Source organism: Anaerobutyricum soehngenii, assembly GCF_009697165.1.
GTDB classification, from domain to species: domain Bacteria; phylum Bacillota; class Clostridia; order Lachnospirales; family Lachnospiraceae; genus Anaerobutyricum; species Anaerobutyricum soehngenii.
In genome coordinates this window covers 1-15,305 of the sequence record NZ_VULP01000029.1, presented here as the reverse complement: position 1 = coordinate 15,305, position 15,305 = coordinate 1, and the positions used below count along the sequence as shown (strand labels likewise).

The following is a 15,305-nucleotide window of genomic DNA, read 5'->3' as shown; positions in this document are numbered from 1 at the left end:
ATCACCTTACGAAAATGTTAATATAATTTTTAATGCTTCTTTTAATAACTGCTCTGCATCCATTGTATCTGCATCAGATACACCTCGCACTGCACGATAGGCCTCCCCATTAGAATACCCCAGTGCAGTTAATGCCTGCACCGTATCTGAAATACTGTCTCCATCTCCTGCCTGTAAGCTTGCTCCCGTCTCTTCTTTCATGGAAACTGATTCCAAATCTTCTAAATTCAACTTATCTTTTAACTCGATGATCATCCGCTTCGCACCCTTTGGACCAATCCCCGGAGTTTTTGCGATACTCTTTGCATCTTCACTGAATACGGCATAATATAAGTCTTCCACTGTCATCGTAGAAAGTACAGATAATGCTGCCTTGGGTCCAATACCTGATATACCGAGCAAAATCTGAAAAGTATCTAATTCCTGCATAGAAGAGAAACCAAACAATGCCAAAACATCTTCTCTTACATACAAATACGTGTGAAGCATGACATTCTCTCCGCTCTCCATACTGTCAAGAACTCTGGATGGCACTTTAATCTGGTAACCTATTCCATGATTCTCAATGACAATGTAATCATTTCCTTTAAACGCAACCGTTCCTTTAATATATGAAATCAAATGAAATTCCTGCCTTCTTTTCAAATTGTTACCAGAACTTATATTCTGACTTCTGACATGATACCATAGTTTCCATGATATTACAACTCTTTTACTTTAACGACATTTACCTTGAAACCTTCTGTAAAATCTTTCAGAAATCCGTTTGACATATAAAACGTTCTCTGCTATGGTTAGTAAGAAATTTATACGACAGCACTTTGCAGCACTGGAGGCATCATGTTAACAATCAACAAAGTATTCCCGGAAAAAACAATACCGGAAAAAACAGATTCTTTTTTATTCTTCGATATAGAAACTACTGGTTTTTCAAAAGATAATACGATCTTATATTTAATCGGTTGTGGATATTTTATTGAAAATGGATTTCAATTTATTCAGTGGTTTAATGACGATGGAACAAGCGAAGAAGAAATTCTTCTTGCTTTTCATGACATTTTAAAACAAAAAGACTGGCAGCTTGTTACTTTCAATGGCAATAGCTTTGACATTCCCTATCTAAAGCGCCATTACGAATTAAATGAGTTACCTTGCGATATAGAAAGTTTCCCTTCTCTTGACTTTTATCAATTTTTAAAACCATTTCAAAGTTTATTTCAAATGACACATGGAAAACAAAAAGATTGGGAACATTTTCTTGAATTATATAGAGAAGATATTTATGATGGGGGACAGCTTATTGCTGTATACAAAGAATATCTCATGAACAAGGATGAGGCTTTACTCCATAATCTTCTTCTCCATAATGAAGAGGATCTTCTCGGAATGAAGTATCTCCTTCCACTTTTTTCTTATCGTATGTTACTTTCAAAGGATCTCTCTCTCATAAAGGTTTCTCCAGGAGAAAGCCTCTTTGAGAAAGGAACAGGCAGCATTGCGATATCTTGTAAACTTCCGCTTGCTTTACCGAAACCATTAAATTTTTCTACTTCGATCGGCAGTATCTCTACCGATAAAAATGATTCTTCTATTTTAATCATTTCTCTTCCTTATATAGAAGAAACATTAAAACACTTTTTTAAAGACTATCGCAATTATTATTATCTCCCGGAAGAAGACAGAGCCGTTCATAAAAGTGTCGGATGTTATGTAGAAAGAAAGTACCGCCGGGCAGCGAAAGCGTCCACTTGCTATATAAAGAAGGAAGGAATTTTCCTTCCTATCCCCAAAACACAAAAACATTATGGAATTCAGATTGAAAGATATCCTTATCAAGATTCTTTTCCTCTTTATAAAAGAGAATTCAAAAGTCCTCGTTCTTTTGCAGAATTCGATAATCTCTTTTCTGATAAAAATGAAAGCCTCTCTATCTATCTTAGAGATGTCATAAAAGAACTTTTTATCATTCATATACAAGAAATTAATGATTTAATTTAGAAAAAAACAGCCAAAAACAAGAATTTCCAGCCATAGCAACATAGCTATATAACGGTTGGAAATTCTTGTTTTATGTTTATTGATGCTACATAGCCTGAATGTATTTCAGAAAAATTGTTCTTTAAACCCACATTTCTTCTTCAATCCAGTCAAGTGCCTCTTCATAATCTTTTCTTGCTTCTTCAATCTTTAACGGATCCTGGCGATCAAGAATCCTCTCAAATTGCTGGGTTACCATCTCAAGCTGTTCACGAAGTTCACCTGTCGTTTCTTCGTAAAGTCGTTCTCCCCGCAAAAGCAGAACTTTATTCTTTTCCTGCTCTCTTGGTGGAATTTTAAGGTAAGAAAGTTCTTTCATACGAGCTTTCATCTCTTCTTCTGTCATACTGTTTTCCTGATTCTTTATAAGGCGGGTTATCGTTTCTCCTGTAGAGACAATTTTAGCTTCAACTTCAAGTAATGCATTAATATCATAAGTATAAGTAATGTCAATCTGTTCCTTTCCAGCCTCATTATCCGGAACAGTAAGTTTTAATGTTCCAAGAGAAACATTGTTTGAGGCAAATCGGCTTTCGCCCTGTAATATGTGTATTTCCACCTGTGTCTGATGATCATAAACCGTAAAGAATTGCTGCGTTCTGCTTGCTGGTATTACCGTATTTCTCTCAATGATCGGACAGAAATGATTTCCCTCTATATGATCATTCTCTGCTTTAACAGAAACTTCGGTTCCAAGAGTAAACGGGCAGACATCTGTAAGAATCACTTCTTTTACTGCTTCTTTTCGTTCTTTCATCGCTGCCTGGATTGCTGCCCCAAGTGCAACTGCCTCATCTGGATTAATGCTTGTATCCGGTACTCTGCCAAATAACTTTCCAACAAATTTACGAACAAGCGGCATCTTCGTTGTTCCTCCAACTAATACAACTTCGTCAATTTCTCCAGGTTTCACACCGGCATCCGAAAGGCTTCTTCTTACCGGAGTTTTAATACGGTCTAAAAGCTGGCTGCTCATTTTTTCAAATGCCCCTCTTGGTATAAGGGTTTCTACCTTTTCACCACTTACCGATGCCTGCATACGATAAAAAGAATCTGCTGTATTACATTTACACTTTTCTGCCTGATTACGGTAATATGCTTTTTCCTTTGCAGAAAGACTCTCTTCATTTATTCCATGTTCTTTATAAAATTCTTCAACAATCAAATTTGTAAAGTCTTCGCCACCAAGATAATTATCCCCGGCAACCGCCCTTACCTCAAGAATATCGTCAAACAACTCAAGAATGGAAACATCAAAAGTTCCTCCACCAAGGTCAAAAACAAGAAAACGCGTATTATCATTTTTCTGGTAAAGTCCATAGGCAATTGCTGCCGCAGTTGGCTCGCTGATAATTCGTTCCACTTTAAGTCCTGCTAATTCACCTGCCTGTTTTACTGCTTTTCTTTTTACTTCATTAAAGTATGCTGGAACACTGATAACCGCTTCCGTTACTTCTTCTCCAAGATAGACTTCCGCATCTTCTTTTAAAGAACGAAGAACCATTGCGGAAAGTTCCGTTGCTGTAAATGTTTTATTACCAAGTTTAAATTCTTTTCGGCTTCCCATACTTCTCTTAAAGAGATCTGCTGTCTGGCTCGGATACACTGCCATTCGTTCTCGCGCCGTTTTACCTACATAAACCTGATCATTTTCATCAATACTGACTACTGACGGTGTCAGTCTTTCTCCTAATCGATTTGGAATAATTTCAGGTCCATGTTCTGTATAGTACGCTGCAAGTGAATTTGTCGTTCCTAAATCAATTCCAATAATCACTGTATTTCCTCCTGTAACATTTTTAAAATCTGCGTTTTTCGATACGAGATTTCTGTCCATTCTTCCTCATCCATCTCGGACTGTAAAGACCATCCTTTTTTCTCAAGTCTTTCAAGAATGGCATACGCCTTTTCTAAATCTTCCCGTTTTTTTGCTCTTATTGCAATATATCTTGCTCGAAGAAGTTCCAGTTCATCACTGTTTACTTCTCTTTTCTCTGCCACATCCAGGATATCTTTTACGCTGTCAAGCTCACCAAATATCAGATACATTCGAATTAAAGTACAATATGGTTTTGCATGATATGGATATAATGTGGTTGCTCTTTGATAGTCATTGACTACTTCCTGATATCTTCCAAGATACAGACAAGCTTCCTGTCTCAAAAGATATGCCGGGTAGTACTGTGGATCTATAGCAAGCATCTTATCACAAATATCAAACATTTTAGCATATTCTTTTTTTCTGCGCCAGATATCTGCTGCCGTATGGTAATAACTTACTTTTTGTGAAACATCTTTTTCCACTGCTACCGCCTTTTCTATGTCATTCATTACCTCAGAAAGACTGCCTTCTTTTCCGTCAAGAATCATATCTGCCTTAGCAGAAGCAATCGTATAATAAGCATAGCCAAGACGAGCCATCTGCCTTGTTGTTTTCTTCGTTCCATCCGGACGAAGCCTCTGTATGGCATGAAGCCACAAAACCAGATGTCCTAATGCCTTTTCATCTTCATTTACTGTGAGATAAATTCTTCCCTTTAAATTATGATAGTCAAGGGTATGGCTCTCATCCGGAACAAAACGATCCAATAACGCAATACCATCCTCAAATCTCGAATTCTGATAATAGCACCATGCAAGTTCCATCAGACTATCCTGATTTAAATGATTCTCTTTATAGTCTGGCTCTAACTCTGCTATAACATACACATTCGCTTTGTTAAGATCTGCCACTAAACGCTCATCTACCGGACTTTCTTCGAGCAGATCAAGAATTGCCTCTCTTGCTTCCCGATATCTTCCTTCCTGAAGTACTGCTTCCATCCTGCCGGTTCTTGCAAGAAAAGACTGCGGATGTGCTTCTAATACTTTATCATACAGCTCTATCATTCCATCCCATTGATTCTTTTCCTGGCAATACCTTCCATAACAGCACACAATACGCTCTTCCTGTGGGTATTTTTCAGCAAGCTGCCGAAAGATAGTTCCTCCTTCTTCCTGCTTCACTTCCTCTTTTTCACTGTAAAGAAGCCTTGCCTTCTCTAACTTTGTATATGGATGATAAATCGTATATTTTTCTTCCATGAGCTCATACTCTTGCCAGGCTTCTTTTTGCATACCAAGATCTGCATACTGGCGAAGTTTATGATAATGCTCTATGTAATCATCAATATCCTGACTGACTTCACCTTCAAATAATTCATAATTTAACGCACCGTTATAGCGGACAACCTGTAACAAAAAATCAACATAAGGCTCCGGAAAAAGTTCTAAAAGTTCCTTTCGATTACCTGTAATAGAAAAAGTACGATCAATCTTCTTCCATACTGCTGCCGGCAAACGGAAATGTTCCATTAAAAATACTAAAAATCTCTGCCGTACTTCTTCACCGCTTTCTAAACTGATACAGATATCTTCTGAAAAAAGACTCTCCCACTCCTGCTCATCAATTCTCCGATAAAAATCATTATAAAGCTGTTCACAGCGAAAAATAAAATCTTCAACTGGTGACAGCCTTTTCTCCTTCTCGTCTTCCTTTTGCCTGGCGTATTTTAATGCTTCCTCGTAAGCTTCCCTAAGAATCTTAAACCCATTTGGATCATCTTCCGGATTTACAGTATGAAGCTTATCTCTATATGCTTTTTTAATTTCTTTTTCTTCTTTTGTCGCTTCTATTCCTAATGTGTTAAAAAAATCATTCATCTTTATAACTGCTTAAATACTTCTCCTATCTTATCATTAATTATTAAATCTGCCTGAGAATCTCTCTCTGTCTTTGACTTATTAATTAAAATGAGATGACTTCCCTTAAAATAATCAATCAGCCCAGCTGCCGGATAAACAACAAGAGAGGTTCCTCCAATAATCAGCACATCTGCCTGACTGATATACTGTACCGTTTTTGAAATGACTCTCTGATCAAGTCCTTCCTCATATAAAACAACATCTGGCTTTATCAGTCCTCCACATTCATCACACTTTGGCTGACCCTCGCTGTTTTTTACATAAGCAGAATCAAAAAACTTCCCACAACTCATGCAGTAATTTCTGTGGATACTTCCATGGAGCTCTAATACATTTTTGCTGCCTGCCATCTGATGAAGTCCATCAATATTCTGCGTAATAACCGCACGACATTTTCCCTGTTTTTCCCACTCTGCAAGCTTGTAATGTGCCGCATTCGGCTTAGCATCTAAAGCCATCATTTTATCTTTATAAAACTCATAAAATTCCTTATTACGTCTCATAAAAAAAGTGTGGCTTACGATTGTTTCCGGTGGATAATCATATTTCATGCTATAAAGTCCATCGGTACTTCTAAAATCAGGAATACCACTTTCTGTAGAAACTCCCGCTCCTCCGAAAAATACCAGATTATCTGTTCCATCAATAATTTCTTTTAACTGTCTGATCTTCTCGTTCATAATAAACCTCCTATGCTGTGCTGATTAATACGATAATAAACCAGTATCTTACCATATCCATACACCGGGCATCTATGCGTGAAAATAAGTTTGGGGCAAAATACCTTTTGTCCCTCATATCATAACATCAGATTATAAAAATAATCACATTAATAAGTCCTAATATAAGACCAATAACTGCACCAAGATTTACAATAGCACCAAGTTCTTTATTCATAATCGAAAGAACCAGTTCTTCGACCTCTTCTACCTGCATTGCATTAATTCTTTCTTCAACTACTAAAGAAAGTTTCAAAGATGAGAGCAATGCTGGCAGCTTATCTTCAATAACTTTTTTATAAAGTCCCCATAAAAATTCCGGATCATAAATTCCCTTCTCTTCAAGAAAGGCTGTCACCTCCGGCATTGGCTTTTCCTGCAGTTCTTTCGATTCTTTCACAACTGCTTTTCCAACATATTCTCTGGCATTCTCCTGTATATATGTATCAATTCCATCTTGTACCTGTCCGGCAATCTTTTCAAGAAAAGAACCGCCAAGCATCATTCCAAACATAGATTCCGAAAGCTTATTCTGTGCTTCCTGCATCACTTTATCTACAATAAGCTTTCCCGGTTCCATTGCAATAATCTTTTCTGAAAGAAAGTCTGACAGACTTTCTTCTGTCGAAACGATAAAATTATTAAGTCTGTCCTCTTCAACTATATTTGATATAGAAGAATAAAGCGTATCTTCGGATGCTTTCTGACTGTCTATCCAGCTTTGGACATGGCTTTTAAATTCTTCTTCTGATTCTTTTGAAAGAAGCTTCTCTCCCAAATATTCCGGGGTTAAAAGCTGTGTCTCCACAACATTTCCAACTGCTCTTGCCAGTCGTCCCTGTCCCCTTGGGATAACTCCTGGTGTAAAGGGAAGTCTCTTCCCAAATACACGAATCTCTTTTCTTGGACGGAATAACATCTTTACCGCAATCCAGTTTGTTACATACCCAATGACAGCCCCAATCAAAGGGGTTGCTATATATTTCCACATACTCTTTACTCCTTTTCTTACAATATATCATATCTTATCACAAATGCAAGAATCAACTCATGATTCCCTTCTTCTTCGTTCTTCCCAAAAGTCCTTTAAAACTTTCCCGTAATTTTGTCTGTTCACTCCATAATAACTGTCCCATTCTTCTGGAAAAAGCTTTTGATTTTCTCTTTCTAAAAAACGTTCATCCATCAAAAGAATCGTACCTGTATCTTGTGCTGTCCGAATCACCCTTCCAGCGGCCTGCAATACTTTGTTCATTCCCGGATACCGATACGCATAATCATATCCCTTTTTTTGCTGTCTGTCAAAATATTCCCTGATTACTTCCCGTTCATTGCAAATCTGAGGCAGCCCAGTTCCCACAATCACTACTCCAATTAAACTTTCTCCCGTAAGATCAATCCCTTCTGAAAAAATACTTCCAAGAACACAAAAACCAATCTGTGGTTTTCCTTCTTTCCTGCGAAACTTTTCCAGAAAATCTTCTCTGCTTTTTTCTTCCATAAAAGGTTCCTGCACAACAAGTTCAGATACTAACGCAAGATTACTATCTCTTGCTATCTCATATACTGCTGAAAGCATTTCATAGGATGGGAAAAAGATCATATAATTTCCTGTCTGCTTTTCTAGAGAAAGCTCCAGATAACCTACCATCTTCCTGTATTCCCATTCTCCTCTTCTTGTATAGCGGCTCGTCACATCTTCTGTAATTGCTAAAAGACGCTTTTCCTTTTGAAAGGGAGAAGCAATTTGATACGCTTCAAAACGATTGCCTCCGAGAAGCTGTCTGTAATATTGTACCGGCAAAAGAGTTGCAGAAAAGAAAATACTAGAACGACTGTTTTCAATATATTCCTCTATCTGCTCTGAAGGATCCACACAAAAAAGCCGTAAAAAAAAGTCTCTTCCTCTTTTTTCACTATAAATTTCATAACCGCTGTCCATGTTATCTAAAATCATATAAAAATGACTGATTTTAAAATAAAACTCTACAATCTCTTCTCTTTCCTGAAAATTATCGTGTTCTGTCAGATACTCTTCTAACGGACCTATCAGATGAAAAATTGGGAAGTACATCGCATCCGCATTTTTATGCAAGTGAAATCGTTTCTCTTCATGAAATTCTTTTTCCAGCTTTCGAAGTGCAATAATACAATTATTCAATTTTTTAAATAAAAAACGATTCCTATCTTTAAAATACTTTTTCGGCACCTTAAAATCACTTTTTGCAATATCTGCGCTGTACATATCTCTGGCTCTGTCAAGAAGATTATGTGCCTCATCAATAAGATAAATATTTTGCCGCAAACTTCCTTCTATCAGACTTTTTCGATTGACATGTGGATCAAATACATAATTATAATCACAAATGATACAGTCCGACCATACTGCTGCTTCAAAAGACAGCTCATACGGACACACGTTATACCTTTCCGCATATAAAAGAAGATTTTCTCTGCTGATGTCACAAGCAGAATCCAGTAAAGCATAAAGGGCTTCATTAATTCTGTCAAAATGTCCTTTGGCTCTCTCACAGCTTTCCGGATTACACTGCACTTCTTTTTGAATACAAATTTTTTCTTTGGCTGTAATCGTTACTGCTGATACAGATAATCCCTGTTTTTTTAAAAGCTTTATCGTATCTTCCGCCACCGTTCTTGTAATTGTCTTTGCTGTAAGATAAAAAATATTTTCTGCCTTTTCTTCTCCTAATTCTTTCAAGGCTGGATAAATTGTGGAGATTGTCTTTCCTACACCTGTTGGTGCCTGTAAAAAAATATGCTTTTTGCTTTCCATCGCTTGATAGGCAATCGCTGTCATCTTCTTTTGACCCGGTCTAAAATCAAAAGGAAACTTTAATTGTTTTATGCTTTCATTTCGCTGTTTTCTTGCCGCCACATAATACGATGCCCACATTCGGTAAGAATCTAATAGATCTGCAAACCATAAGGAAAGCTCTTCCATGCTATATACGGAAAAAATTCTTTTTATTTCTTCTGTTTCCAAATGACAATATGTGATCTGTATACCAATTTTTTCTAAATCGTGTTTATGTCCGTACATATAAGCATAACACTTTGCCTGTGCAAGATGCAAAAAATCTGCTTCTTCTATTTCTTCTATATTTCTGTAAACACACTTAATTTCATCTACATAAATAACATTTTCCTCTTCTAAGTTCATACGGTCAATTCCATCTGCCCGTCCCTCTAATACAAGAATATACCCTTCTTCCTGCCACTCCATTTTTAATGGAACCTCACTCTGATAAGTTGCATTCTGGGTCCGTTGGATTTTACGATGCAACCTTCCCCCTTCAAGCATTGCTTCTGGATTCGCACTCAGTGCGGAACCTGTTGTGATACTTCCGGTTCGTAATAAAAATTCTACCAGATGGCGCACTGATGTTTTTACAATCCCCTTCTGATAGGACAACATAATACAGTCCTCCTTTTTTTTCGATGCCTTCTAATACTTTTTTGCATTGTTTCTTATCTTGAAAAATTTCTTTTATTATTTCCCTTAATATTTTTACGTTTTGTCTTTATTTTTCTTTCAAATGAAATATTATCGTAATTATTTTATTTTTTAATTGTTCTTTCCTTATTCCTCCCTATAATTTCACCTTGAAATTCTGTGTATCTGACCTTTAGAGAGATTTAATAATATATCTACATAAAAGAAAATGCCCACAATGAGGGGCAAAACTCATTGTGGACATTCTCTGTATAATACTAACCTTTAACTTAGGGGATTACTTTAATTATAATACAACACTTTTCTAAAAATTTCATGCCTTCGTAGTGGAATATTTTGTTCAATTTCAAAGAAATTATTGATATTCGTATTCATATAACAACATTCTTTCATTTGAAACAAAAAATAGTCCTTTATTCACTCCATTTTCAAATTTTTCTGATTCGTTTCCCTAAAAAAGATTATCTGTTTATGATAACTGTCCAAGAATTGCAGGAATTAACTGCTTCTTTCTGGATACTACACCTGGAAGTTCTGCAGAACTGCTTTCTACAGTTGTCTCAAATGCATTCTCTATTACTTCTTTGCACATATCACCTACCATTAATAATTCTGTGGACTCATTAATGATATCTGTCATCATAAAGAAGACCATATCTAAACCATAAGATGTTCTTACTTCCTCCATATAAGGAAGGAGCTTATCTTTACAAGCAGATAATTCTTGTTTATTCATTGAACTGATCTGTCCTACACCAAAGTTAATGTTAGAATCATTAAACTTTTTAAAATCCTGATAAAAAATTTCTTTTGCAGACTTCTCTCTCAAGTTACTTCCTGCATCAAACATATCTCTTGCATACTTTTCAATCTCAATATGTGCGATAGCTGCAAGCTTTTCTGCAATGATACGGTCAATTGCTGTACAGGTTGGAGAACGGAACATTAATGTATCAGAAAGAATTGCAGAACATAAAAGACCCGCAATCTTTTCCGGAATCTCGATACCATTTTCCATGTACATCTGTGTAATAATTGTTGCAGTACATCCTACCGGCTGATTTCTGAAATAGACCGGAGAGTTTGTCTCAATATTTCCAAGACGATGATGATCAATAATTTCTAAAATTTCTGCTTCTTCAAAACCATCTACTGCCTGCGCTTTTTCATTATGGTCAACAAGGATGAGCTTCTTTCGATCTAAATCTAATAAGTTTCGTCTAGAAATCATTCCTATATAATTACCCTGATTATCTGTAATAGGGAAATCACGGAATCTTCTCTTTGCCATAGTTTCCTGAATATCATCTACATAATCTGTTGTATGGAATGTAATCAAATTCTCCGTTGTCATGAAATAACGAACTGGCATACTGTGGTTGATCAGTCTAGCCACAGTGTAAGTATCATATGGACTTACAATGATTCGACAGCCATGTTCCTTGGCCATCTTACGAATTGTCTTTGAAACCGTTGCTCCCATACATACAACAATACACTGTGCATCCATCTCAATCGCACAAAGCTGGGATTCATAACGGTTACCTAAAATAACCATATCCTGCGGTTCAATATATCCTTCCATCATGTCCGGATTAGCTGCGGCAATCAAAACATGACCCTCCTCGAATTCACCATCAAGATCACCAACAATCATCTCTCCGTCAATAGTCTCAACAATATTCTTATAGCTTGTTCCGGCTTTGGATAAGATCATATTGTCATATACATCCATATCAGAATAGGCGATATCACTGACAGTGATGATTCCTGCAAGTTTATCCTCTTCAAGGATAGGAAGGGAAACAATACGTGCTCCCCGCATGATATCCCACGCTTTTTTAAGAGATAAACCAGCATCCACACCTTTTGTTTTACGAATCTCAATATCTGTAACCTGTGGACGGATATCATTCACAAATAAAGGGGCTTCCTGTTCAAAATAACGTAGGACATACTGTGTCTCTTCATTAATATGACCGGCTCTTGTAGGGATATACTTACATTCTTCTTCCTGCTTCTGACTTAATTCATTCTTCAGATATGCATAAGAAATTGCAGAACAGATACTATCTGTATCTGGATTCTTATGACCAATTACATAAATATTATTCTTCTTACTCAAAATTCCTGTATCCTTTCTATTATCTTTTATTTATGGTAATCCATTTATAATAAAGAGCTTACTCTCTTCCACCATCTATAATTGTAAACAAATTCTTTCTTTTTTTCAATTGTTTCTGATGAGATAATCGTTTGTATTCCTCTCTGGAATATCCCTTGTATTCAAAAACCGGGACACTTTCAAACAACTGACCCACTGCCTGTCTTGTCTCTTCTTCCAATTCTTTATTCTTAAAAGGCAGTCCACTTAATCTTTCCTGTAGTTTATCATAACTACATCCGTTCTTAATCATAATCAACAAAGTTCTTAGCAGAACCGTTGCACGATAATAATTTAGTCCCATCTTATCAATGAATAAATTACCAAGTTCACTAACTCCTGACCATCTATTATCGATCCCGGCTGCATCGCTGACATAAATTAAATCCTCAATTTTAACTGGCTTATATGGTAATTCCTCATGCTCTCTGATATATGTAAGCAATAAATCAGCATTCTCTACACTCAAATACTGAAAGTATTCATTCTTTCCTGTAAAATCTTTAAGAATCGCCCCAAATGCCCACATAGAACTACGACATTTAATGAATAAAATAAACTCTTCATAAGAAACTACTTTTTTAGAAACTTTTAAAAATAAAGAATATAATGTTCTTGTCTCTACGAAACCATAATAATACATATATCCAGTAATAATCTTTTCCCATTCTTCGTAAACAGACAATGCTTTTTGACTTTTTCTGCTTTTTAACAGGAAATAAAAACGGTCTTTCATCTCATCTACAACGAGAATCTGATTTGGTTCATCTGAAATAGAATTGCCCATCCGATATGCTAAAAATCCAAATATCTTTAAATATTCAACATAATTCCATCTTTCTTCTGACATCTCAACGACAGGATTCTCCCAGACTTCCATCAGAAAATCAAGCATCATTTTGGGCAACATAAGGAGAACCCACTTGGGTTCAGAACAAAATTCTTCTTTAAAAGCAGCAATATATGCTTCTTTGGGCAGTCCCTCTTCATATTCTATTCCAATCCGTCCAAGAATTGACGTCACTGTTGATACAGGAGTACTTTTCATAACGGTTTCTGCTTCCAGACTACTGATATTTACCTTCGCCTCGTCTGCTATATATCTGTCCTGCATATTCTCTCCAATCCTCTTTGCTGCCTGTTATGTTTTGATCTATATTTTATAGCATTGACATGAAAACAGCACCCTGCAAACACAGGATGCCGCACACAAGGCATACTATGCCTTATAGTAATTCGTAATTAATTATTACGTCCACAACACTTCTTATACTTCTTACCACTTCCACATGGACATGGATCATTACGTCCAATCTTAGGTGGCTTAACAACTGTTGTAGAACTTCTCTGTTCCTTATATAACTCCTTACGTCTCTCAGAAGTTAAAAGATCACTCCACTGCTCTAAACCATATAACCAGTCTGCCTTAGCAGCAACCATATTGTAATAGAGTTTCTCTTTATCGTAGTCTAAAGATACTACTGTATTCGCATCCATATCCTCGATAGGATTTGGATTCTTTAAACTATCATTAATTCCATCTAAGAAACCTACAAAATATGTAAGATCCATATTATATTTCTGTGCCAGTTCTGCAACTGTTCCACTTACTGGTTCTTCTGGTGTAGCAAGAATCTGCTCATATACAGCCTTTTCCTGATTAAAATATCCAATCCAGAATTCCTGTCCTTCTCTGGTTCTATCATCATGACTATAGGCAAATTCTCTCCAATCTGTTAATAAAGACATCTTTCTTTTCCTTTCTTTTTAAACGATTCCCATAAAATCACTGTGCATATCCTTTATGGTATCATATATTACAACAGTATACCAAAATCCCCAAAGAAATTCAATATATATTTTTATTTGCAGGATCTAAAGGAACAAAAAACAAAAAGAAAAAGAATCTATCCGGCTTGCAAGTTTGGGAGTATGTTTAAATACTCATTCGTATTTAAACATACTCCCAAACTTGCAAGCCGGATAGATTCTTTTTTGTAATCTAAATCCTGTAAATCAGCAAAAAGAATTAAAATAAAAATACTTTTCCTGAATTATTATCGTTGATTACATAGTAAGCGGATGCATCTTCTGGTTTTAAGTAAATTTTTAAAGACTTGATATCGCTTTCTTTATGGCCTTCTTCAACATACTGCTTTTTAATTCTTGCTGTAATCGCAGCTAAATCTGATTCGTTACCCTGATACTGTACATATATTTCTGGTTCTGCTACTGCTGCTTTCACCTCTGCTACTTTTTCTTTTACAGTCTTCTCAACTTTTTTTGTAACTTCTTTTGCTTTATCTACAACTTTAGCGCCAGTATCTTTTACTGTCTCTTTTGCTGCAACTGCTACTTCTTTAATGTCAGCATCTACAACTTTTTCTTTCTTTTCTTCTACTTCTTTTACCACTGCTTCTTTTACTTCCTCTACAACTGCTTCTGCTGCTGTAGTTTTTGCTGCTGTTTTAGCTGCAGGTGCTTTTGTTGCTGCTTTCTTCTTTGCTGCTCTTGCTGTTGTTCTTGCCATAGTTAATTCCTCCTAATTTGAATAAGGTTTTCTTAATACATACGTTGCTATTATACATCGGAAATATTATTTTGAAAAGCCGTTTTATAAACTTTTTACTAAGTTTTTCTAATATACTGATGTATCATATTGTAAAATAAAACCATTATTTAGTTAAAATGATGTTTCTTTTTATATAGTAAATTTTTAATTATATAAAAAAACAGCGCTACCAGGATTCGAACCTGGAAATGCTGGAATCAGAATCCAGTGCCTTACCATTTGGCGATAGCGCTATACTATAAATATTATTCAATTATAAAAGCACGAGACGGGATTCGAACCCGCGACCCTCGCCTTGGCAAGGCGATACTCCACCACTGAGCCACTCGTGCACATGATATGTACCTTCAAAACTACACACAAACTATCTTTTCTAATTGCAAATCTTATTGACTAAAGCCTTGACTAAAGCCGGTCATCTCGATTCCGCTTACGCTTCATCTCGATGGATTTGCTCCGCAAATCTCCATGCTGTCATAAACTGTATTCATAAAGCAAGCTTCATTCAGCCAGTTTACTGACATCATTACGGCTTTCTACGCTTGGTCAAGCTTTCGACCGATTAGTAACAGTCAACTCCACACATCGCTGTGC

11 protein-coding genes and 2 tRNA genes are annotated in these 15,305 nt (G+C 36.3%); 1 reads left to right on the top strand and 12 read right to left on the bottom strand.

What is annotated here, in order from left to right; genetic code table 11:
• Positions 1-6: 6 nt before the first annotated feature.
• Positions 7-621 (bottom strand): Holliday junction branch migration protein RuvA, encoded by a 615-nt coding sequence (gene ruvA / locus FYJ25_RS11765; RefSeq protein WP_154581372.1) that lies wholly within the window; start codon positions 619-621, stop codon positions 7-9.
• 219 nt (positions 622-840) lie between these two features.
• Here ruvA and FYJ25_RS11760 point away from each other — a divergent pair, with 219 nt between their 5' ends.
• Positions 841-1,998: a ribonuclease H-like domain-containing protein gene (locus tag FYJ25_RS11760; protein ID WP_096240377.1), complete on the top strand. Its 1,158-nt coding sequence runs from the start codon at positions 841-843 to the stop codon at positions 1,996-1,998.
• Positions 1,999-2,119: 121 nt separating this feature from the next.
• Here the strand turns inward: FYJ25_RS11760 and FYJ25_RS11755 are convergent, their stop codons facing one another.
• From FYJ25_RS11755 to FYJ25_RS11705, 11 genes are all read right to left on the bottom strand, one after another.
• Positions 2,120-3,814: an Hsp70 family protein gene (locus tag FYJ25_RS11755; RefSeq protein ID WP_096241602.1), complete on the bottom strand. Its 1,695-nt coding sequence runs from the start codon at positions 3,812-3,814 to the stop codon at positions 2,120-2,122.
• The gene (locus FYJ25_RS11750; protein ID WP_154581370.1) at positions 3,811-5,739 is read right to left on the bottom strand and encodes a tetratricopeptide repeat protein; all 1,929 of its coding nucleotides are present in this window, start codon (positions 5,737-5,739) and stop codon (positions 3,811-3,813) included. The genes FYJ25_RS11755 and FYJ25_RS11750 overlap by 4 nt, the downstream gene beginning before the upstream one ends.
• A 2-nt stretch (positions 5,740-5,741) precedes the next feature.
• Complete coding sequence (locus FYJ25_RS11745) at positions 5,742-6,461, bottom strand: NAD-dependent protein deacylase (RefSeq protein WP_154581369.1); 720 nt, start codon at positions 6,459-6,461, stop codon at positions 5,742-5,744.
• Positions 6,462-6,588: 127 nt separating this feature from the next.
• The gene (locus FYJ25_RS11740; RefSeq protein WP_154581368.1) at positions 6,589-7,491 is read right to left on the bottom strand and encodes a DUF445 domain-containing protein; all 903 of its coding nucleotides are present in this window, start codon (positions 7,489-7,491) and stop codon (positions 6,589-6,591) included.
• Between the two features lie 57 nt (positions 7,492-7,548).
• A complete protein-coding gene (locus tag FYJ25_RS11735) occupies positions 7,549-9,936 on the bottom strand; it encodes an ATP-dependent DNA helicase (RefSeq protein ID WP_096240380.1) in 2,388 nt (795 codons plus the stop codon).
• A 508-nt stretch (positions 9,937-10,444) separates the two neighbouring features.
• Positions 10,445-12,100 (bottom strand): putative manganese-dependent inorganic diphosphatase, encoded by a 1,656-nt coding sequence (locus FYJ25_RS11730; RefSeq protein ID WP_154581367.1) that lies wholly within the window; start codon positions 12,098-12,100, stop codon positions 10,445-10,447.
• A 58-nt stretch (positions 12,101-12,158) separates the two neighbouring features.
• Positions 12,159-13,253 carry a hypothetical protein gene (locus tag FYJ25_RS11725; RefSeq protein WP_096240383.1) on the bottom strand — a complete coding sequence of 365 codons (1,095 nt, stop codon included), beginning with the start codon at positions 13,251-13,253 and terminating at the stop codon, positions 12,159-12,161.
• A gap of 128 nt (positions 13,254-13,381) precedes the next feature.
• Positions 13,382-13,888, bottom strand: coding sequence for an SEC-C metal-binding domain-containing protein (locus tag FYJ25_RS11720; protein ID WP_096240385.1), 507 nt, complete (start codon positions 13,886-13,888; stop codon positions 13,382-13,384).
• Positions 13,889-14,168: 280 nt separating this feature from the next.
• Entirely contained in the window at positions 14,169-14,669 is a 501-nt protein-coding gene (locus FYJ25_RS11715) for a DUF6465 family protein (RefSeq protein ID WP_154581366.1), read from the bottom strand.
• A gap of 203 nt (positions 14,670-14,872) precedes the next feature.
• Positions 14,873-14,944: transfer RNA gene (locus FYJ25_RS11710), tRNA-Gln, on the bottom strand.
• A 27-nt stretch (positions 14,945-14,971) separates the two neighbouring features.
• Positions 14,972-15,043, bottom strand: a tRNA-Gly gene (locus FYJ25_RS11705).
• Between the last annotated feature and the right edge of the window lie 262 nt (positions 15,044-15,305).

What these genes read in the sequence shown, in the direction of transcription:
- FYJ25_RS11760 (WP_096240377.1), top strand. Translation starts at nt 841, where the DNA reads ATGTTAACAATCAACAAAGTATTCCCGGAAAAAACAATACCGGAAAAA.
- FYJ25_RS11750 (WP_154581370.1), bottom strand. Translation starts at nt 5,739, where the DNA reads ATGAATGATTTTTTTAACACATTAGGAATAGAAGCGACAAAAGAAGAA.
- FYJ25_RS11745 (WP_154581369.1), bottom strand. Translation starts at nt 6,461, where the DNA reads ATGAACGAGAAGATCAGACAGTTAAAAGAAATTATTGATGGAACAGAT.
- FYJ25_RS11740 (WP_154581368.1), bottom strand. Translation starts at nt 7,491, where the DNA reads ATGTGGAAATATATAGCAACCCCTTTGATTGGGGCTGTCATTGGGTAT.
- FYJ25_RS11735 (WP_096240380.1), bottom strand. Translation starts at nt 9,936, where the DNA reads ATGTTGTCCTATCAGAAGGGGATTGTAAAAACATCAGTGCGCCATCTG.
- FYJ25_RS11725 (WP_096240383.1), bottom strand. Translation starts at nt 13,253, where the DNA reads ATGCAGGACAGATATATAGCAGACGAGGCGAAGGTAAATATCAGTAGT.
- FYJ25_RS11720 (WP_096240385.1), bottom strand. Translation starts at nt 13,888, where the DNA reads ATGTCTTTATTAACAGATTGGAGAGAATTTGCCTATAGTCATGATGAT.
- FYJ25_RS11715 (WP_154581366.1), bottom strand. Translation starts at nt 14,669, where the DNA reads ATGGCAAGAACAACAGCAAGAGCAGCAAAGAAGAAAGCAGCAACAAAA.